Raw genomic sequence first — 19707 nt, forward strand, 5'->3', positions numbered from 1 at the left:
TAAAGAAAATGGATTTAATCGTTACTGCCGTTGGTCAGCCCGGTCTGATTACCAACCACGCTATCGCGAGTGGAAGTGTTGTTATCGATGCCGGGACAGCTTCAGAAAGTGGAATTTTAAAGGGCGACGTCGCGGACGAAGTTTATGAATGTGAGGACATAACAATTACACCAAAAAAGGGTGGGGTCGGACCGTTAACGGTTTCGGCCCTGTTTGACAATACATTGAGGGCAGCACGTGCTAGAGTAGGGCGCATATGAGCACAGTAAGGGGTATACTCGAGCAGTTCCTGCGCCAATTCGAGGCGTCTTATGAATCGTTGAACCGGATTGAAATTTCCCGCTCGGCCTTTTTACACAACTTCGATTTACTTAAAAATTTATTTAAGGCCAAGCATGTCATCCCCGTGCTTAAAAGTAACGCCTACGGCCACGGTTTTGAAACTATATTAAAGATTCTAGAAGATCGGGATGTTCCGTGTGTAGCTGTTGATGGCTACCATGAAGCTCTGGAGGTTAGGGCGATTAGTGACGTCGACGTCTTGGTTATGGCTACGGTACTGCCCGAGAATTTTAGTAAAATTGAGACTCGCCACACCATCTACGTCATCCAAGATATGTCGGTTTTGAATGTTATGACGAATGGCCGAAGAAGTGTCCGCATTCATCTTGAGTTTGACACCGGTATGAACCGTCAAGGTTTTGATCTCTTGGAGCTTAAGGACGTACTGCAAATTCTGAAGGATAATCCGCAAATTGAGCTCGAAGGTGTTATGACTCACTTTTACGACGCTAATCAACCGGGTCGCCAGTCGATAGATGAGCAGTTAAGGCAATTTGACGATATTGTCAGCCGGATTAAAAAAGCGGGATTTAAACCGCAATATATTCACGCCGCAAAAACCAGCGGCTTCAGCCGTTATAAAAGCCAGCATTTAAACACCATCAGGCCAGGCGCAGGCTTGTACGGAATCAATCCCTTCAGCGATACCGCTTCAGACTGGCATAAAAAGTTATCCGAGCTTAAACCGGTTTTATCTATGTACAGTCGACTTGTGAAAATCCGACAGATCGAAAAAGGCACCGGAGTCGGCTATGGCCATACCTTTACGGCTGGTCGAAAAACTAAACTTGGTATTTTGCCAGTTGGCTATTATGAAGGAATTAACGAAACACTGGGTAATGCCGGTAGTCTGCGCTATCGTTCTGTGGCGGTACCGATTGTCGGTAAAATTTGCATGAACCACGTGCATCTTGACTTGACCGACACCAAGGCCAAATTGTGGGAGGAGATAGAAGTCATTAGCGCTGATCCTTCCGCGCCTAACAGTCTGAAACGCTGGTGGCAGGACCATGGCCTTTACCCGTATATTAGCGCGGTTAGGCTGTCGCCGCATATTCGCCGCCGAATAGTCGATTAATGTCTTGTTAGAGCCGAGCGCAGTACTTTTTAACTCCGTAGGGGCATTCTATAGAATGCCCCTACGGAGTTAAGCCTGACTACTACTTAAAAAGATGAATAATTGGGAAAGAAACTAAGCCGCTGGTTGGAGTATTTAATTCCGGCTTCAAGTAGTTCTTTATGCAGTTTATCCATCATTTCTTCCGGTCCGGATAGATAGATTATTCGTTGGGCCATGTCCGGCACGAGCGCGGTTAATTTTTTTACATCCAAACGAAATCTGGCAGAGGGCGATAATTTCAAACCATCGCCGATAAAGTTAATAGACTCATTGAACAAAAAATTTCCTGGCCGGGCAGAATAGACCAATTTTATTAAATCCATCGGATAGGACGCATCGTGTTTAATTGAAAGCAGGATGGAGCGGTATGGAGTGATGCCAATACCACCGGCGACTAGCAAGACCGGTGACGCCAATTTTGGTAAGTTGAAATTGCCCATCGGCGGGGAGATATTAACCGATTGACCGGGGCTCAGATTAGCCAAGTGATGCTTGAACTCGCTGCGCGGGTGGGGCAGACGGGTGGTAATTTGGAGGTGATTTTCATGTGGCGCGGAAGCCAAGGAAAACCACCGGCGACCCCCCTGAGGGGCGTAATCTATCTCGAGTTCGGCGTAGTCACCCGCGGTAAAGGAGTAGGCCGGCGGCTTTGAAAAAAAATATGACCAAACATCAGCGGTTTCCTGATGTTTGGCCGCCAACCGGCTGTTCATTTATCTGACGACTTCCTTAACCTTTTCAGCTACTTGTTTAGGCGTCATCTCGGCCTTAACAATGTAAGCCGTTACCCCCAGGCTCTCCAAGGTCGCTGGTGCTTCTTCCTTACCCATGTTGGTCAGGATGAAAACTGGTAGATCCTTGCCCCAAGCGCTGGCTCTGACTTGGGCCAGAACCTCGTCACCGTTCATCTGTGGCATCATCATATCCAGCAGAACGACGTCGGGCCGGAAGTCTTTGATGACTTTTAGTCCGACTATGCCGTTTTCGGCGACGGCGACATTATAACCTTCGGCTTCAAATTTAAGCCGATACATTTGTGAAATTGCCAGGTCGTCTTCAATAATGGCAATTTTTTGCTTGGCCATAAGTTAATCCTAACAATTAAAGATAAGTCTGCAAATTATTCTTGGGTTTTAAAAAACGAAGGCTATATATCATACAATCTATCCTTGGAGTTTTAAAACCTACGATATTGAGAGTAAATCGGTTAATCTAATATGGTTAAATAATATATGCCCAAACTTGACTTGCCCTACGGTTTTAAGGACCCGGTTAGGCTGCTGCACCGACTACACGTGGTAGCTGAGCCTAAGTGGGTTCGACGTGGCGAACTAAGAGCACTTAAGCTTTTTCACGAAATGGCAGCTCGCGTGCCAGCTTATAAGGATTTTTTAAAGTCCAATAAATTTAATTCCGACAAAGTTAAAACCATCCAAGACTTCAAACTCATTCCCGTAATAGACAAAGATAACTATTTACGAAGATATCCAAAAGAGATGTTGGTCTGGGACGGGGATTTCAGCGGAAAAAAGTGGGTCATCTCATCAACTTCTGGTTCAACTGGTGAACCATATTATTTTCCACGAGAAGAATCACAGGACTGGCAGTATGCGGTTTTGGCTGAGATGTACTTGCGCCATAATTTTGATATTGATAAAAAAAGCACGTTATACATTGTGGCATTTCCAATGGGTGCCTGGATTGGCGGCTTATTTACCTATGAAGCATTAAAAATTCTAGCCGAACGGGGCGACTATGACTTAAGTGTAATCACACCGGGTATCCATAAAATCGAAGTGATCAACGCAATTAAGCAACTTGGTTCGAAATTTGATCAAATAATTATCGGATCATATGCTCCATTTTTGAAAGATATTTTGGACGACGGCACCAGAGCTGGAATAAAATGGCGGGACTACGATCTCGGGTTTATTTTTTCAGCCGAATCGTTTAGTGAAAATTTTCGAGATTTCATTATCAAGAGAGCCGGACTAAAAAATCCACTGTCGTGTTCGTTGAATCATTACGGTACTGTCGATATGGGTACGATGGCGCACGAGACACCGATTTCAATAGCAGTTCGTCGCCGGGCGTTCGCCGATGATAAACTGCGACAACTTTTGTTTCCTGAGCCTGTTAAGCAGCCAACCTTTGCCCAGTACATACCAGAATTGTTTTATTTCGAAGAGCAAGATTACAATTTGATTTGCAGTGCCTACAGCGGTATACCGTTGGTCCGCTATAACCTGAAAGACTACGGTGGTCTATGCACTAAGCAACAAGTTATAAACGCACTCGAACAAACTGGTCAAAGTGTCGACAGCCTGCTACACCGTGACAAAATTAACAAAAAATCCTGGAACTTACCTTTCGTGTATGTTTATGAGCGGAACGATTTTTCAATTAGCTACTATGCTTTCCTGGTCTATCCAGACACCATCAGACGTGCTTTGCAAAATCACAAACTCCATAAATATATGACGGGCAAGTTCACCGCTTTAGTGGAATACGATAACGATGGCCGGCAAAAACTTAAGGTACACGCCGAATTACGGTTTGGCCAAAAACCCATGCCTTCTCTTATTCAGAAAGTAAACAAACTTGTGCACGACAGCCTATTTAATGACAGCTCCGAGTATCGGGAATTATTTAGGATGATCGGCGAAGTCTCGAAACCGGAGATCATAACTTGGCCTTATGAAGATCCGACATACTTTAAACCTGGCACCAAGCAGAAATGGGTTATTAAATGAACGCCTCTAGTTTTCGGCTATTCTATCCAAAAGACATTAACGAGCAACAGCTTAACCGCTTAAGCAAAAGCAATCCTAACCTGATCATCAAAGACCTGGTGCAAAGCGGCCAACTGGATGAGCTTGCAAAAGTCCTAGCGCCAACGGCAGTCAAAAAGACCAGGACAGTTTTGGCGGCCAAATATGCTGACGAATTTGCGAGTGGAACCTGGGTACATACGCCGTGGCACAACCAAATTAGTAGAATTGTTGATGAAGTTGACTATTTGTCTTTGATGACAAATCGTAATCGGGAGTTAATAACCAAGGTTGAGCAGACTAAACTATATAATTCTACGATAGGAATTGTTGGCTTGTCTGTTGGTGCTGGGGTTGCGAAGGCGCTTGTCAGAAGCGGCGCTAGTCAGCACATCAAGATCGCTGACTTTGATTCGATTGAAGCTACGAACATGAATCGGTTGGATGTTTCTTTCGTAGAAATCGGTCAAACCAAACTGGATTCACTTTGCCGGCAAATGCTCGATGTCAACCCATATATCCAGATACACCAGTTCGGTGAAGGATTAAAAGATGAGAACATTGATAGTTTTTTTAGCGATGAGAAAAAACTTGACTTAATAATCGATGAAATTGATGATTTCCAGACGAAGCTCAAGATTCGTCAGAAGGCACGAGAATACAGCGTACCAGTCATGATGATGACGTCTTTAGGGGACAATCTTTTGGTAGACGTAGAGCGGTATGATAAGGATGGACAAGTTCTTTTCAACGGTGTGTTTGGCCAAAGAAGTGAATCAGAAATAGAGCGGATCATAACAAACGGCAGCCAACAGGAACTTGCGGTCATCTTGGTTGATAAAAAACACGTGCCGAAAAGAGCTTTGGGATCATTAGGGAAGATAGGCCATACCCTAGTGGGGCGGCCACAATTGTTCAGCACAGTATCAGTTGGGGCGGGGTTGGGGGTGTTTTTGGCCAAGCGGTTACTATTAGAAATCCTACCCTCAGGGCGATACTTCATAAACTTTCCTCGACTGTTCAGCCTTGACGATGACTTTGACGGACAGATGGCCCAAACGGTACGTTATGAGTAGACAAAGAGTAAACTTATTGGACATAGATCATCAGGCATTTTCAAAGCTGGATAATCGAAGCAAAATTTTACATGTCTTGAGGCTAGCAGTCTTAGCGCCATCAACCCACAACACTCAACCATGGATGTTTGAAATTTCTGGCGGCAATAGGTGTCGTTTGTTGTTAGACCCTGAGCGAAGCTTACCAATGGCCGATTCAGAGCTTAAGTATTCATATATCAGTTTGGGAGCGTTGTTAACCAACCTTCATTATGCGGGTAAATACTATGGCTTAGTAAAAAGTATTAAAGTTCAGACGGGCAGCGGCAATCAGGTGGCATTAATTCTTTTTGATAACGAGACCCTACGCCCCGATAACACTTTGCGACCATACATAAGAGCAATGATTGACAGGCAGAATTTTCGAGGACAATTTGATGACAGGCCGGTTTCGATTACCGAACTCAGTGATATGCTTGATTTATCGGATAAAAACGATCATAACATTGGCGTTTTTTCATCGCAACAATCTGAAACCACGGCGGAGATAGCCCGGCTAACAGCTCAAGGACTACAAAAAGCGTATAGTAATCGTCAGTTCCGAGTAGAGGTAGCGAAGCATTTAAATTTCAATAAATCGAAAAAAACTAGAGGAATGCACGGCTATACATTGAGGATGAACAACATACAGTCGCTCTTTTTACCCTGGCTACTCAAGATCAAGGACTTAGGGCCTAAATTGGCCCGACTCAATGAGTCGAGTATTCGAAGTTCGAAAGCAGTTGTGGTGCTGGCAACGAAAGCCAATAACGCCCAGTCATGGGTACGAACTGGCCAGACGCTAGAAAGATTACTTCTAAGAGCCGCCCAGCAAGACATCAGAACTAGCATATTCGTCGCATCTTTAGAATTATCGGACAGTCGCGAGCAAATTAAGAAACGTCTGGGAATTAATACGTCTTATACGCCTCACGTTTTGTTTGTGCTCGGCCGTTCATCCGAAAGGATTAGTTATAGCCATCGTGAACGACCGGAGAAACTAGCACGCTTTCTGTAGCAGACTTGAGAAAATGACAGTAGAATAAGCATAAGCTTATATGTTCGGTTTCATAGTTTTGTCTGTAGCCAGCCTCGCCAATCTGTTAGTTGGGCTATTCGTGCTACTCAATAATCCAAAGAAGACCCTAAACCGTCAGTTCTTCATTTTAACCCTAACACTTATCGGCTGGACGACAGCTAATCAACTATCGTTGTTCTTTGAAGACTCGCAACAGGTATTTGTAGCAGTCAATTGGATTCTGTTCTTTGTAGTCATTCAAAACACGATGTTTTTTGAATTTACGAGGACATTCATTGGCAGTGGAAGAGGAGTATTTTCATCCGCGGCTAACGTGACTTTCTTAATCGCAAGCTCAGTAACGGCAGCGCTAGCGGCTCAACATCATTTTTTTGATAGTTTTACTATTAACGCCAAGAACACCATCAGCCCGGTGCCGAGTCCGTTTTTAGCAGTGTTTATGGCTCATGCAATATTTTCTATTACAGCTAGTCTATGGGGTATCTCTCGCAGCTATAAGCATTCGCTGCGCATTACAAAAAGGCAAGCTGCTATGTTGTTGGTATCAAGTCTGGTGCTGTTTGTAGTCGTGCCCATAACTAATTTTATTGTGCCAATATTTTTTAATAACCAGTTATTTTTTAGCCTCTCTCCTGTATATGCTCTCGCCTTTGCTCTGATAATTGCCTACTCGATATTCCGTCACAAGCTTTTTGATATACGATCTTTGGTAGCTCGTTCAGTGGCGTACGCTGGACTGCTGGCCAGCGTAGCTGCTGTTTATGCCGTTGTATCTACGGTCGCTACCAGCTTTCTAAACTATCTAGGGCTGCCTAATACACTCGGAGTAGCCACTAATGTATCACTGGTTTTTTTACTTGCACTTAGCTTTCAGCCATTAAAGGCATATTTTGACAGAACCACCAACCGAATGTTCTTCAGAGACGCGTATGTCACACAAGAGGTTTTGGATCGGTTGAGCTCATTGCTGGCCACAGAGATTGACCTGAAGTTAATAACCAATGAAAGTTCTAAGATCATTGCTAACAATCTCAGGCCACTCCATCTTAGATTTGTCGTATTTAAAGACGGCGAAACGTACCTGGATGACACCATCGGTCACCCACCGAAACACAAGCTTGAGAGAAAGATGCTAAATGCATTCGATAAAGTCTTGGTTCAAAAAGACAACACGCAAGACAAAAAACTTAGAGAGACGCTAAGCGCTTTTGATACGGAGGTGCTTCTAAAGCTCCGAACAAACGAGGAGACGGTTGGCGCGATTTTGCTGGGTCCCAAGCAGAGCGGGACCGTTTACTCCAAACAAGACATAGATTTCTTGACGATTAGCGAGAAAGAACTAGCCATAGCCGTTCAAAACTCCAGATACTTTGAACAGATTCACGAATTCAACCTGACACTACAGCGAGAGGTTCAGGACGCCACTTCCGAGTTGCGAGCGACAAATGCTAAACTAAAAGCACTGGACGAAGCCAAAGACGAATTTATCTCGATGGCCAGCCACCAGTTAAGGACACCGCTGACTTCTGTTAAGGGCTACATTTCAATGATCATGGAGGGCGACGCGGGCAAAATAGCCCCATCGCAAAAGAAGCTGTTAGAAGAAGCTTTTGCCAGTTCGCAGCGCATGGTTTATCTGATAGCGGACTTATTGAATGTATCTCGATTAAAAACCGGCAAGTTTGTAGTCGAACCGGCAGAAATCGATATGCCGCGAATAGTTGAAGAAGAAATCAGCCAGCTGCAACCGACGGCCAAATCCAGAAGGTTAAAGCTGACTTTTGACAGGCCGAAACGGTTTCCCAAGGTTTGGTTGGACGAGACGAAGATCCGCCAAGTCATGATGAATTTTGTCGATAACGCGATCTATTACACTCCGGCTGGTGGCCAAATCCGTGTCACTTTGTTAGCCAAAAAAGATTCAATTGAATATCGGGTAAAAGACAACGGGATTGGAGTACCTAAAGCCGAGCAAGCAAAGTTATTCACGAAGTTTTATCGGGCGGGGAACGCAAAAAAAGCCCGGCCGGACGGTACCGGACTAGGGCTTTATATGGCCGGACGGGTAGTAGCCAGCCAAGGAGGAGCGATAATCTTTGAGTCGGCTGAGGATAAGGGGAGTACTTTCGGCTTTAGGTTTCCACTCAAGTCAATAATGACCAAAGAAGCCCTAGAACGCCAAGTAAAAGCAGCAGGAAACCTAGCTGAATCAGACGAATAATTACAGATTGTTTATGGTCGGACCACCAACTTCCCACTCGTCCGCGCTGAGCGGCTTCAAATCGAATGACCGGCGGAGTGACGGCGGCGTCTTCGCCGGCGTATCGTTTTCGTCTTTTTTTAGACTTGGCCATACATCAATTATACGCGGCTTCGGCGGATTTGATCTGATTACGACAAGACCAACTCCGCCGATAACCACTGCTAAGGCCAGACCGACCATTACCCACATATAGACCGAGTCTTAGCGGTTGCGCAAAGTGTTTGCTAATTCTTTTTTGGTGACTAACCAAGCTGCGCCTGAAGCGGCCGTGATGGCGCCGTACAGTCCGATAAAAGCGGCCGGGCCAGTATTGGGCAGAGTCTCCGCAGGTGGGGTTGTTTTAGGTTCTTCGTCGGTGTCGCTAATTACTTTTGGTTGCTCACACTCAATTGCCGAATAGCTAGCTTGGCGCGAATCAACACCTTTTGTGCCGTCGGCCCACTTTAGTTCGAAAGTCAAAGTACCAGCTGTTAGTTTTTCTGCTTCGGCATCAATCGTACCGCCAATAGTAGCGCCGGCATCAGCTTGTTTTGGTGCCAGAACTTTGCCCGTTTCATTGACCTTGACGGTTACGATCATTTTTTTGTTTGATTCTTTGTTGGTGAAGGTCCAGTCAATTAAGGCTTGACCGTCTTCACACAGACTGTTAGCGCTTTGGTCGGTTTTCCAGGCCAAAGCCGGCGCAGCGTAAAGGCTGGCCAAACCTACTCCAGATACAAGTATGGCGGGTAGGACGCGAGATACTTTCATTAGTATTTCTCCTTATGTCGTCCACACTCTCGCTCGTTATTTATAACTCTAGCACTTTCACAAAGAATTGTCAAGTATTTTGTCGATAAATTGACTTGATGCCGCTTCATTGTCCGTAGGGGCATTCTATAGAATGTCCCTACGGACAATGGTGGGAGTGAAAGTTTTAGCAAACAAAAAGCGCTCCGTAAATGGAGCGCTGATTGCTTAAGCGGTCAGTCTTTACCGCGGTGCGGTAGAGACGGGCCCGCCTTGAAGCTTGCTGTTAATTCTTCTTGCGAAGAATACCGGCTCGAACCATCGAGCGGCTTTCCAGCCAGCTTCGTACACTCATACCGAGTGCACCGGTACCGAAGACACCACTTGCTACACCCGCGAGGCCCGTATTGGGTAACTCGTCAACAGGCGGTGTGGTGGGGGTTTCTGTTACTTTGACAGTGGTTTTACAATCTTTGTGGGTGTCAGCTTGGCCGTCACCGTCCAGATCGAAGTTCACTGTGACTTTAGCATTGTGAGTACCGACAGCGTAATCATGAGCTGCTGTGGTAGCTGTCAATGCGTCTGTGGTGACAGTTTGCGTGTCGCCGTCGCCAAAATTGAAGACGTAGTCAACTACTTTGGCGCCGTTTTTAGCTGTGGCAGTAGCCTTTAGCTTAAACGTATCGCGGTCGATTTTAATCGCTTCCAAAACGTCACATTTCACGATTGGTTGCTCTTTTTCTACCTCTTTAATTTTAACCGTAAGCTTGACCCAGATGCGGTATTCCCAACAGCCAGGCACAACACCATCGTCAGCAAACGTTCCGATATCAACACCGCCTGCAACTACTGCATCGCTAATGTTGAAGTTACCACGTTGCTGAGTGTAGCCACGAGCCGATCCATTTACAAACTGCAGTTTAATGTCGTGTTGACCACAAGTAATGTCAGCGTTATCCATGACTGAAGTTGCATTATCTGCGCTAATTGTTGCGCTGGGCTGATGAAGCTGTGCTTCACCGGCCGGTAGGTTTACAGCTAGGCGGGTACCTTGAGCAACCCCGGGGCCATTATTGTTGTCCCCGTTGAACTCTTCGGCCTCGCCGTTATGGATGTAGACCCATATGTCAACTTCGCCATCACAAGCCTCAACAGAGTTTGTGAAGGCATCGCCGCCGGCTTCGTCGACTCGCACAAAATCGTGCTCGTCACCAGTGTGCTGCGCATTATCGTAGATGTTAAAGGCAGGACCTGGGGTTGCAGCAATTGCCATTGAAACTGGTAGCGCAAACATGGCTAACAGTGCAAATGCTGTTAAAACAAAGCTTTTTGGCAAATAAGAAGCATAGGAAATTATGTTCTTCATTGCTTTCTCCTTAAGTTACTAAATAACGAACTATAAGACGCAAGCATTAATCCAAATTCTTTCTTCTTCGATACCGAGTTGTTAATGTGCGTCTTGACACGAAAGTAACAGCCAAATCATGAGAAATTATATTGTCGATCGGTGGTGGTCTGGTCTCCCCTAAAGGGAGTTAAGAAACTTGCGTTTCAAACCAGACCACCACACTAGATCGAACTCTCACATCATCTCACTCAGACGACAGTCATTTGTCGCCTGAGTTGTCGGCCACCACGGGTTGCCCGGTAGAGGCCGAAGATCAGGATGGCCATGAGGGCGATGAAGGGCGACAAGAAAAGAAAGATCCGGGGATCGATTCCCTCATCGCTCGACAAATCGCCGACAATGGCATACGTCCCGTCGACGCCAACCCCTCCACCACAGGGCGGGAAGTTGCAGACAGTTGTCGACGGTTCCGGCGGCTTGCAGCCACCGCCCGGCGTCGGCTCATAGCCGGGCGGGCAAGTGGTGGTCGTCGTCGGCATCGTCGTCGTGGTCGGCGGCCTCGTCGTGGTCGTTGTCGAAGTGGTCGTCGTCGAAGTGGTCGTCGTCGAAGTGGTCGTCGTGGTCGGCGGCCTCGTCGTGGTCGTTGTCGTTGGCGGATGTGTCGTCGTCGTGGTCGGCGGCCTCGTTGTGGTCGTTGTCGTGGTCGTCGGCGGGCAGACGCAGGTCGTCGTGGTCGTGGTGGTGTCGCAATCGCAATCGCAACCATCTCCACAACCATCGTCGCCGTCATCGCCGCCGTCGCCGTCGCCGCCACCGCCGCCCGGGTCTTCGCCGTCGCAAGTGGGGGTGCCTTCGCACTCGCCGCCGTCGCCGGGATTGCCGGACTCGCCGTCGTCGTCCCCGTCGCCTCGATCGTCGCCGCTGTCTCCACCCTTGTCACCCTGGTTGCCCATGGTGGTGTCGGGCGGAGCCACTTCGGGGTTGTCTTCGAGATCGGCCGCGATCGGCACGTCCTCGTCGAGCGCCCAGCCGTGCCGGAGAGACATCAGTAGATGCCCTGGGTCGACTTCCTCACCACGGAAGATGGTGTAGTCGCCGACCAGGAAGCCTTGCTCGCTGGTGTCGTACTGGTCCCAGACCAGTTCGTTGGCGTTGGGCGGGACGAAACGGTAGATGTCACCGTCGAACTGTTCGTTCTCGATGATATCCACCAGGGTCAGCGCTTGCCAGGCGTCATAGACGCTATCCAGCACCTCCAAACGGCGATCGCCGTTGGCGCGCAGGAGAGCAATCCACTCGGCCGAGCTGACTTGGACGTTGCCGTCCGACTCGCCCAGGATGACTTCCTGGTTCAGCCAGAAGGCGAGCGCGGTCAGGATCTGGACATTGCCGCAGGCCACGCCGTCGGGACCGAAGAGGAACTTGGTTTGCTCTTCGTAGCCCTCGGGCCAGGCTGGCGTCAAGGCCTGCGGATGCTCAAGCTCGTCGAGCTCGAACCGCAGGTTGTCTGACGTGCCGGCGGGGCAGACATCGCTGCCGGCGACGGCCGGAGTGGTTGGACTGATGGTCGTAGTGGTCGCTTCGGGATCGCCGTCGGCGCTTGAGGCCGTGGCGAAGGCGAAGACGACCAATACCACCAGCAAGAGGGTAGCAACGGCCGCGCCGCGCATTGCGGCGCTCCATCGCCGGACTTTTGCTGATGCGGTCTCGGTGTCGACGTTGGGCATGGTTGTGGCGACTTGCCACTGACCGGCTTGTCTCCTTGCGAAGAAGGCCAAGCCAGCCGCCACGAAGATGGCCGCAATCAGGGCCACCAACAGGATGGTGCTCACGATGGAGCTCCTTTCGTCGGGGGCCCTTTCAGGCCGTTTTCTTGAGAGTGGGCTCGACGGACGCCTTGGCGGCCTTCTTCTCCACCCCCTTGGGCGTGGTCGTGGTGTCCTCTTGTTGGCGCGTGCGATGTCGCTTGAGCCACTGGTACGTCTTCCTGAGGAAGAGTGCAGCTGCTACGAGAACAGCGATGGCGACAGCGACGTTGAAAACCCCGCCAAGAAACCCGAGGGCTCCTGAGATGAGGCCTCCAACAATGCGGATGATCGCGGCACCGAAGGAGTTGGCCCGGCCAATTGTGCCTTCAGTACCACGGTCGATGGCGCCCAGCACCAACAGGGTGAGGACGGAGCCAACGACGGCCGCGCCGAGGCGTTGCTTCCACAAGTGCGACATATTTTCCTCCCTCCTTGCGGAGAGTAGCTGGCGCGGGAATCTCCCGTGTCAGGCCGTCTCCGCGTTGGGAGCAGCGCTTGAGCCGACAATAAATATCGGCCAAACGCTGCTCCCAGTAGGGAAGGAATGATTGAATTGATGTGAGTAGTTCGATTTTGAGTATCAAAAGATACTCTTCTGCCTTAGGCTTAATCCAACAGTCAAAAACCGTTGGTCCAAAGGGCAGGGTAGCGCGCACGGACCGCTTTGCGGCAATTGGCCCGCGCTCGCTGCTCTGCCCTTATAGGGTACCTAGGCAAAAATATAAACTCTCATGATTTGGCATGTTAATGTGCCCTTATCGCTTTGTGGTTAGTCACGTGTCATGGAAAACAAAGAACCTCCCAATTGGCCGATATAAATCGGTCTCCTAGCAGGTTCTGATGTTATCGAACGTCGCTCGAAACGCGAGCCTGTAAGTTCCACCTCACACGGCCGCAAAACGATGATGTTCAAACTTTACCACTAAAGTAATAAAAAGTCAATGAGTTTTATAATATTATTATACTAAGCACAAGCATGATATTTAATGATTAGTTGATTCGAGAAGGGTGGATGGCAGTTTGTTAGTTGGAGCCGCCTGTGGGCGAGGGGAGGAGCAGGGTGTCGAGCCGCGCTCCCAGGAAGTTTGCCACAGGCGGCTCCAAGAGTCTTAGGTGTGTTCTTAGGTCAGAGCGCGAAAGAACGCTCGATAAAACCCAAGAACCGTGGGGCAACCGCCAACAGGATCAGGATGACCATGATGGCGAAAATGACCCACTCGATGAGCCGGCCTTTGGCTCGTTGGGCCATGTAACGGTTTGACATATGGACCCTCCTCAGGGCAATAGCCGGCCGATCGGCAGCAGCACCGGCAAGAGAACAATGAGGGTGATAGCGCTACCAAGTAGCCCGAGGCCCACACCTTCCAGTACGGCTCCGACGATATCGCGGAATCCCTTCACTTATTTTCCCTTCTCTAGTCGGTGTTCTCGGTTTGAGAACAGCAGACCGGCAACGGATTGTCGGCCCAAGTTCTCAAACTAAAAACGGTGTTAAAGTACGAAACTTATCTCACCTGGCTTAACACTTAATTATAAAGTGTTAAGTGAGTGAGACAAGCCAGATGGACGCGCATGGCGCGTAGCTATCAACTGTCAAATGACAACTGATAACTGTTTTATCGATCGTAAAACGATCAATGATTGGCTTGTCTTTTAAGACAGCACCGGAAGGGGTTAAGAAGGATTCGATCTGGACGATCGAGCTTCACTCCCCTTCCGGTTGGCAGTCGACAAGAACGGCGGCGATGTAAGCCGTGTAGTAACGGTTGCCACCGACGAACTTGTTGCCCTCTGGCCCGGCGTAGGAACCCATTAGGTACAGGTAGGGCCTACCTGCTTCTGTAGCCAGGTTGACGAGCTTTAGTCGCTCATCATTTGGGCCATTCTTTCCCCAGTTGTCAAACTTAGGGAAGTAACGGCCGGGCGAGAGAGCCAGAGGCTCCCCAGGGGCGTCGAGCTGACGAATGTCGATCACCCGAAAGCGGCAATACGTGCCGTTTTCATGGTGGGTATCGACGATGTCGCCGGGATTGACACCATAGTCGTCGTCGTATTCTTCGTCGTCGACGAGGTTGAAGAAGGTGTCCGGCCCCTGCTCGGCCACATTGCTGTGGCCGAGAATGAAAGCACCGCCAACTTCTCCGGGGTCAACCATGTCCGACTGACCATAGAGCTCGACCGTGCCCCAGTCTGGGTACCACTGAGCTGGCCGGTCATAGCGCGGACCAGTGTTGACAATCGGCCAGTCGATTCCGACTGAGCCGATGACCAGCCGATCTGCCGGAGCCATGTCGATCAGGGTTGCGATTGGGGCCAGCATGGTGGTGCTGGTCGGCGGTGCGACCGTTGTGGTTGTTTCCAGCGCGATGTCGGGACTGGTTGTGATTGTCGGCGCTAGGGCCGGCAAGGTCTCGATGATGCCAGCCGATGAGCTGAACGGGTTGAAACTGACAACTCCAACGACTACCCCCGAAAGGACAGCCTTAGTCAGCCATTTGGCTTTCACTTTTTCTATCCTTTCTTGGTCTGGTCGGTAAAGGGGCGGCCAGAGGCCGAAGCGTGGCCGCCCCTAGATACCGACAGGTTTCAGCTCAGTCTGAGCTTCTTGACGCCGAACGCACCGATCGAACCGAGTGCCAGAATCAGCAGGCTCCACGTCGCCAACGGCGAGAGGTGGATCCCACCGGTCTGAGCTGGTTCGGCCCAGTCGCCGTTGGGCGGCGGGACGGCCGGCGCGCAGGCCGTATCGCCCTTGGCGTCCTTGCGGCTGGGGTAGGGGTCAGAGACGTAGTCGTACTCTCCGGGCGGAGGCCCGAAGAATGGTCCGATCACCTCGAACTCCCCACCATCGCCGACGCAGTACCAGAAGGCCGGGTCGGGCGTGGGCGGTGGCGGGCCGCAGTCGAGCTCGCCTTCGGCGTAGCCGCCGTTGGTGCCCTCGATGAGGCGATCGCCGTTGACCACCCAGCTGAGCTGGCCGGAAAACCCGGGCGGCACGCCGTTTGTGAATGGCAGGACCTGATCCTGGTAATAGAACTGGATCCCAGGTTCGTTCAGGCGACGCCACTCGATGTCTCCGGACCAGGTGCCTTCACCTGAGACGGTGACGCCGGTCTGACAGTCGGCCCCGACCGTGATCGGGCCGGGCGGCTGCTCACACTCGTTTCCCTCGTTGAGGTCGAACGAGCGGTTGACGCCGCCATCGAAGGTCTTGCCCTCGAGCGTCTTGAGCAGGGTCGGGTGCGGCGCATGGTCCTGGGCCTCGCCCCAGTAGAGGTCGGTCTGCCAGTTGCAGTCAGGAAGGTTGATCTCCCAGACGTAGTGTTGGCCGGCCGACACCGTCCTGGTCAGGTTGTCGAACAACACCTGATCTTCGTAGGGCAGCTTGAATCCGCCCGGAAGGTCGTAGGAGCTGAACGACACCACTTCGTCGCAGGCGTCGTTCCAGATGGTGAAGGTGGCAGTGCCGCCTTCTACCCAGAACGCCTCCGCGACCCGGTCGTCGTAGTCGATACACTCAGGCGGGGGCTCCTCGCCGCACGGTCCGTGGGACAGATTGAACTGCCCGTCCCACGAGCCGTAGATCGTGGCTGTGGCACTGACCACCGTTTCACCAAGGTGAGAGGTGGTGGTGTAGTGCGCCGTCTTGCCGGTGAAGCTGTCCAGCAGAACGACTTCGGAGTCGCCGCCGCTGAAGTCCACGGTGATCGAAGACGGGGCGTGGGCCTGGTCTTCGATTTGGGTGATGACGAAGTGCCACTCCGAAGAGTCGCATTCGTGATCGTTGAGGGCCTTGGCGGAGATCTGTTGGTCTCCGTCGTCCTCGCCACCGGCGAAAGCCGGAATGGCGCTGACAAGCAGCATGGCCGAAACCATGCCGATCGCCAGTAGCAGATTGAGAACGCGTCTCACATCTGCTCCTTTCTCTTTGTCCGATGGGAACCTTCCTGGCCCCAATTTTGCTCTTGATGAGCAACCACCGCTTGAAAATTCAAACAGTCATTGCTCACCAAGAGCTCAGTCTTCATTTGTTCAATGAAAAATGAGAAATGAAAACTGAAAAATACTTGCCTTAAAAGGCAAGTTATCCATCTGGCTTGTCAATGTTCGGCGCCCACTCTTTGAATAAAAGCGGCGCTTTGCGGTTAACAAAAAGGCTCGGTATTTACCGAGCCCTATAGAATAATCTGCTCGGTTTCGCCATTTGCTCGGTATGCGCCAGGCGACCAAATACGGCGGTATACGTCTTAGCTTGCTCCCAAATTGTTAACAAAAGACAATATAATACAAAATATGCAAATTGTCAATGGCGAAGCTAACTAACATCTAGTAATCCGGCCGGTGTTATCCTGTAGTTATATGCACGACGAAGAGGATCCGAACCAACCGACGTTTCACGCTGGGTTTCCCAACGCTGCGGCCGACGCCGTGGACGTGCCGCTGGATCTAAATAAACTAGTGGTGCGGCATCCGACCAGTACATTCTATATGCGGGCTGGGAGCGATTCCTGGCAAGGATTAGGCGTTAATCAAGATGACATTCTAGTTATTGATCGATCACTGAAGCCAAAGCCCAACAACTTAGTGATAGCCTCAGATGGAGAAGGTTTCAGTTTGGTAGTTATTCCTATTCGCGCTAAGGGGCAGGTGGAAGAGCTTGAGGTTTGGGGAGTGGTGACGTATGTAATCCATCGCAAGTCGTAGCAATTATCAGATTTCATATGACATATGCTAAAGATTTTTCAGGAATCATTTATTAGCAAAAAGCATATGTTTTCAATCTTTTATCTACCGGTTTAAACTGGCTTTATGAAAACCGTTGTAAACCAAAGAGAGGATCTGGGGGAAAGACTGTCTCAGTTTGGTGAAAACGTTATCACTCTCTGTAAATCGGTCAAGCGAACAGCAATAAGCCATCCGATTGTTAGTCAGCTTGTGCGCTCATCGACTAGTATAGGTGCTAATTATTTTGAGGCCATAAACGGTAGTTCAAGACGTGATTTTCGCAATAAGATATTTATAGCCAAGAAGGAATCACAAGAAACTAAACATTGGTTGCGTATGCTAGCAAAAGCCGATGAAAGCACAACCTTAGATGTAAAAGATTTATCCCAGGAGTGTCAGGAATTTATATTAATTTTCCAAAAATCAGTAAATCCTCTCGATAATCGCTAATTGGTTTTTGCTAAATGCTAAATCTCTGGAATATGATATGTGGTATATGACTACTGACAAAAAGGGGCGGATTTTTGTCTTAATCGATTGTAACAACTTCTTTGTCTCTTGCGAGCGGGTGTTTCGGCCGGATTTGGCCGAGAGGCCGGTAGCGGTGTTATCTAATAATGACGGTTGCATCATCGCGCGATCCAATGAGGTCAAGGTACTGGGTATTCCGATGGGAGCGCCAGAGTTTAAATACCGAAAACTACTGCGGGCAAATGACGTGACGCTGTTTTCCGCTAATTTTGCACTGTATGGCGATTTCTCCAGGAGGGTAGTAGAGGTGTTAAGGAGCTATACACCACAGATAGAGGTATATTCGGTCGATGAAAGCTTTCTTGAGGTTAGCTCCCTGTTGATAAAGGATTACCCAAAGTGGGCGCGGGGGTTATGTCAAGACGTATTTAAACAAACGGGCATTCCGGTTTCGGTCGGGATAGCGCCGACCAAGACTCTGGCTAAGGCCGCAACTGAGCTAGCCAAAAAAGACCTGAGTTTTGGCGGCGCCTTAAGCTTGGTTGGTTTACGACCAGCCGAGCTAAAAGCCCATCTAGAAAAATTGGTCATCGAGGATGTTTGGGGTGTCGGGCGGCGACTAGGACCAAAGCTTCGGCAACTAGGTTTAAGAACAGCTTGGGATCTGCGCCAGGTTGGTACAAAATGGGCCAAACAACAGTTGACTATCAGAGGTGAACGGACGGTTAGAGAACTTAAGGGAGAAACCTGTTTCGGCCTCAGTCGGGAGACAGTTACTGGCGGACAAAAGAGTCTGGCTGTTACCAGATCGTTCGGGCGGCGGATCCAATCGGCCCACGAACTCGAGAGCGCGGTGGCGTCGTTTGCTACCAAGGCGGCAGCCCGGTTGAGACGCAAACAACAGATTGCTGGAGCGTTGGTGGTATTTATCACGACCGGGGTCGGAGCGGTTGAGCGGTTTGCCCCGTCAACCCTGGTTAGGCTAGAATATCCGACCGCTGATACCTCGCAAATTGTCGGCACAGCCGTAAACGGACTGGACCGGATATACAACGATAACTTCAGCTACAAAAAGGCCGGGGTGATTATGCTGGATTTAAGGTCAAAACAGGCCCAGCAAACTACCTTTGGCCAGATCGGCCAATCCCAGCAACTGAAACGACGGGACAGATTAATGAGGGTGATGGACCAGTTAAATACCAGATACGGCACGAGAACCCTTAGAACGGCTCGGGAAGGCCAAAACCTGGAAGCTAAATGGCCGAGCAGGCAAGAGCGGCGCAGCCCGGCCTATACCACTAGCTGGAACCAGTTAGCGTCAGTTTAGCAACAACCGTTTAAGTCTTGGTCGTAACCCAAGACATGAATTAATTTATGGGCCTGATTGTCGCTGGCGGTTTCGGACAACTCGTTGCCGCCGCTCGAGATAGTTAGTCCAGCGGCTGGCACTATAAATGATTTAGTTTCACGCTCATTGGCAATCTTTACGACGGTGGGGTCGCCGCCAGCGGCGACAGCGAGAGTGACATTGCCCCGCCCAATGACGGACGCGCCGTCCAACTCTAAGGCTAAGCAGCCCCTCAGGCGGCTAGTCCAATAGCCGACTGGAACGAATTCAAAGTCGTTTTCGACGCCATGGGATTGAAGTAATTCAGACATGATTTAGATAAATAAGACGCGAGGCGCTAGGGGCCACAGCGTGCTTGATTGGTGACCCCAAGGAGAATAAGCCTTTGGCTTGCGCCCTACAGCAGTGCTCGGAGCAAGCTCCTGCGCGCTGCCTTGATCTTCGAACTCGCACTTCGCGTGCTATGAGTTCGCTTCTCGCCTGGTTCAGCCAAGAAAAATATCCCAACCAAAATGCGGAGTATTTTTCTTGGTGACCCCAAGGAGAATCGAACTCCTATTGCCAGGATGAAAACCTGGTGTCCTAACCATTAGACGATGGGGCCACGCTAAAAGGTACGGCTCTGATTTAGTATATGCTGTTCGAATCA

The 19707-nt window shown here is 49.8% G+C and carries 20 protein-coding genes and 1 tRNA gene; 10 read left to right on the plus strand and 11 right to left on the minus strand.

Annotated features, from left to right (window positions below):
- Both VGA08_00160 and alr read left to right on the plus strand, forming a co-directional pair.
- Window positions 1-260 (plus strand): bifunctional methylenetetrahydrofolate dehydrogenase/methenyltetrahydrofolate cyclohydrolase (locus VGA08_00160; GenBank protein HEX9679023.1); only part of this gene is annotated, 260 nt, incomplete at its 5' end.
- The gene (gene alr, locus VGA08_00165; GenBank protein ID HEX9679024.1) at window positions 257-1420 is read left to right on the plus strand and encodes an alanine racemase; all 1164 of its coding nucleotides are present in this window, start codon (window positions 257-259) and stop codon (window positions 1418-1420) included. The genes VGA08_00160 and alr, both read left to right, overlap by 4 nt.
- 86 nt (window positions 1421-1506) lie before the next feature.
- On the opposite strand, the gene VGA08_00170 is transcribed toward alr, so the two are convergent.
- Window positions 1507-2175: a hypothetical protein gene (locus VGA08_00170; protein HEX9679025.1), complete on the minus strand. Its 669-nt coding sequence runs from the start codon at window positions 2173-2175 to the stop codon at window positions 1507-1509.
- Window positions 2176-2547 carry a response regulator gene (locus tag VGA08_00175; GenBank protein HEX9679026.1) on the minus strand — a complete coding sequence of 124 codons (372 nt, stop codon included), beginning with the start codon at window positions 2545-2547 and terminating at the stop codon, window positions 2176-2178.
- Between the two features lie 147 nt (window positions 2548-2694).
- On the opposite strand from VGA08_00175, the gene VGA08_00180 reads away from it, so the two are divergent.
- The 4 genes from VGA08_00180 to VGA08_00195 are packed head-to-tail and all read left to right on the plus strand — an operon-like array spanning window position 2695 to window position 8587.
- Window positions 2695-4215, plus strand: coding sequence for a hypothetical protein (locus VGA08_00180; GenBank protein HEX9679027.1), 1521 nt, complete (start codon window positions 2695-2697; stop codon window positions 4213-4215).
- A complete protein-coding gene (locus tag VGA08_00185) occupies window positions 4212-5309 on the plus strand; it encodes a ThiF family adenylyltransferase (GenBank protein HEX9679028.1) in 1098 nt (365 codons plus the stop codon). The genes VGA08_00180 and VGA08_00185 overlap by 4 nt, the downstream gene beginning before the upstream one ends.
- Window positions 5302-6345 (plus strand): hypothetical protein, encoded by a 1044-nt coding sequence (locus VGA08_00190; GenBank protein HEX9679029.1) that lies wholly within the window; start codon window positions 5302-5304, stop codon window positions 6343-6345. The genes VGA08_00185 and VGA08_00190 overlap by 8 nt, the downstream gene beginning before the upstream one ends.
- Before the next feature lie 40 nt (window positions 6346-6385).
- On the plus strand, window positions 6386-8587 hold the full coding sequence (locus VGA08_00195; protein ID HEX9679030.1) for an ATP-binding protein: 2202 nt from the start codon (window positions 6386-6388) through the stop codon (window positions 8585-8587).
- A 243-nt stretch (window positions 8588-8830) separates the two neighbouring features.
- Here the strand turns inward: VGA08_00195 and VGA08_00200 are convergent, their stop codons facing one another.
- The 4 genes from VGA08_00200 to VGA08_00215 form a co-directional block, all read right to left on the minus strand.
- Window positions 8831-9379: a hypothetical protein gene (locus tag VGA08_00200; GenBank protein ID HEX9679031.1), complete on the minus strand. Its 549-nt coding sequence runs from the start codon at window positions 9377-9379 to the stop codon at window positions 8831-8833.
- Window positions 9380-9644: 265 nt separating this feature from the next.
- Window positions 9645-10724: a hypothetical protein gene (locus tag VGA08_00205; protein HEX9679032.1), complete on the minus strand. Its 1080-nt coding sequence runs from the start codon at window positions 10722-10724 to the stop codon at window positions 9645-9647.
- Between the two features lie 230 nt (window positions 10725-10954).
- Window positions 10955-12538, minus strand: coding sequence for a hypothetical protein (locus VGA08_00210; GenBank protein HEX9679033.1), 1584 nt, complete (start codon window positions 12536-12538; stop codon window positions 10955-10957).
- Between the two features lie 28 nt (window positions 12539-12566).
- Window positions 12567-12923, minus strand: a complete 357-nt coding sequence (locus tag VGA08_00215; GenBank protein HEX9679034.1) for a hypothetical protein — start codon at window positions 12921-12923, stop codon at window positions 12567-12569.
- A 651-nt stretch (window positions 12924-13574) separates the two neighbouring features.
- Here VGA08_00215 and VGA08_00220 point away from each other — a divergent pair.
- Window positions 13575-13775, plus strand: a complete 201-nt coding sequence (locus VGA08_00220) for a hypothetical protein (GenBank protein ID HEX9679035.1) — start codon at window positions 13575-13577, stop codon at window positions 13773-13775.
- A 14-nt stretch (window positions 13776-13789) separates the two neighbouring features.
- Here VGA08_00220 and VGA08_00225 read toward each other — a convergent pair whose 3' ends face one another.
- From VGA08_00225 to VGA08_00235, 3 genes are all read right to left on the minus strand, one after another.
- On the minus strand, window positions 13790-13915 hold the full coding sequence (locus VGA08_00225; GenBank protein HEX9679036.1) for a hypothetical protein: 126 nt from the start codon (window positions 13913-13915) through the stop codon (window positions 13790-13792).
- Between the two features lie 304 nt (window positions 13916-14219).
- Window positions 14220-15020 carry a class F sortase gene (locus VGA08_00230; protein ID HEX9679037.1) on the minus strand — a complete coding sequence of 267 codons (801 nt, stop codon included), beginning with the start codon at window positions 15018-15020 and terminating at the stop codon, window positions 14220-14222.
- Window positions 15021-15100: 80 nt separating this feature from the next.
- Window positions 15101-16426 (minus strand): hypothetical protein, encoded by a 1326-nt coding sequence (locus VGA08_00235; GenBank protein ID HEX9679038.1) that lies wholly within the window; start codon window positions 16424-16426, stop codon window positions 15101-15103.
- A 447-nt stretch (window positions 16427-16873) separates the two neighbouring features.
- Here VGA08_00235 and VGA08_00240 point away from each other — a divergent pair, with 447 nt between their 5' ends.
- From VGA08_00240 to VGA08_00250, 3 genes are all read left to right on the plus strand, one after another.
- Window positions 16874-17218 carry a S24 family peptidase gene (locus tag VGA08_00240; protein ID HEX9679039.1) on the plus strand — a complete coding sequence of 115 codons (345 nt, stop codon included), beginning with the start codon at window positions 16874-16876 and terminating at the stop codon, window positions 17216-17218.
- Between the two features lie 105 nt (window positions 17219-17323).
- Window positions 17324-17689 (plus strand): four helix bundle protein, encoded by a 366-nt coding sequence (locus VGA08_00245; protein ID HEX9679040.1) that lies wholly within the window; start codon window positions 17324-17326, stop codon window positions 17687-17689.
- Window positions 17690-17735: 46 nt separating this feature from the next.
- Window positions 17736-19037, plus strand: a complete 1302-nt coding sequence (locus VGA08_00250; protein ID HEX9679041.1) for a Y-family DNA polymerase — start codon at window positions 17736-17738, stop codon at window positions 19035-19037.
- Here VGA08_00250 and VGA08_00255 read toward each other — a convergent pair.
- Window positions 19034-19369, minus strand: coding sequence for a hypothetical protein (locus tag VGA08_00255; protein HEX9679042.1), 336 nt, complete (start codon window positions 19367-19369; stop codon window positions 19034-19036). The two genes, VGA08_00250 and VGA08_00255, sit on opposite strands and share 4 nt — an antisense overlap.
- 218 nt (window positions 19370-19587) lie before the next feature.
- Window positions 19588-19662: transfer RNA gene (locus tag VGA08_00260), tRNA-Glu, on the minus strand.
- Between the last annotated feature and the right edge of the window lie 45 nt (window positions 19663-19707).

The sequence above is a fragment of the Candidatus Saccharimonadales bacterium genome, assembly GCA_036397795.1.
Lineage (GTDB): Bacteria > Patescibacteriota > Saccharimonadia > Saccharimonadales > DASWIF01 > DASWIF01.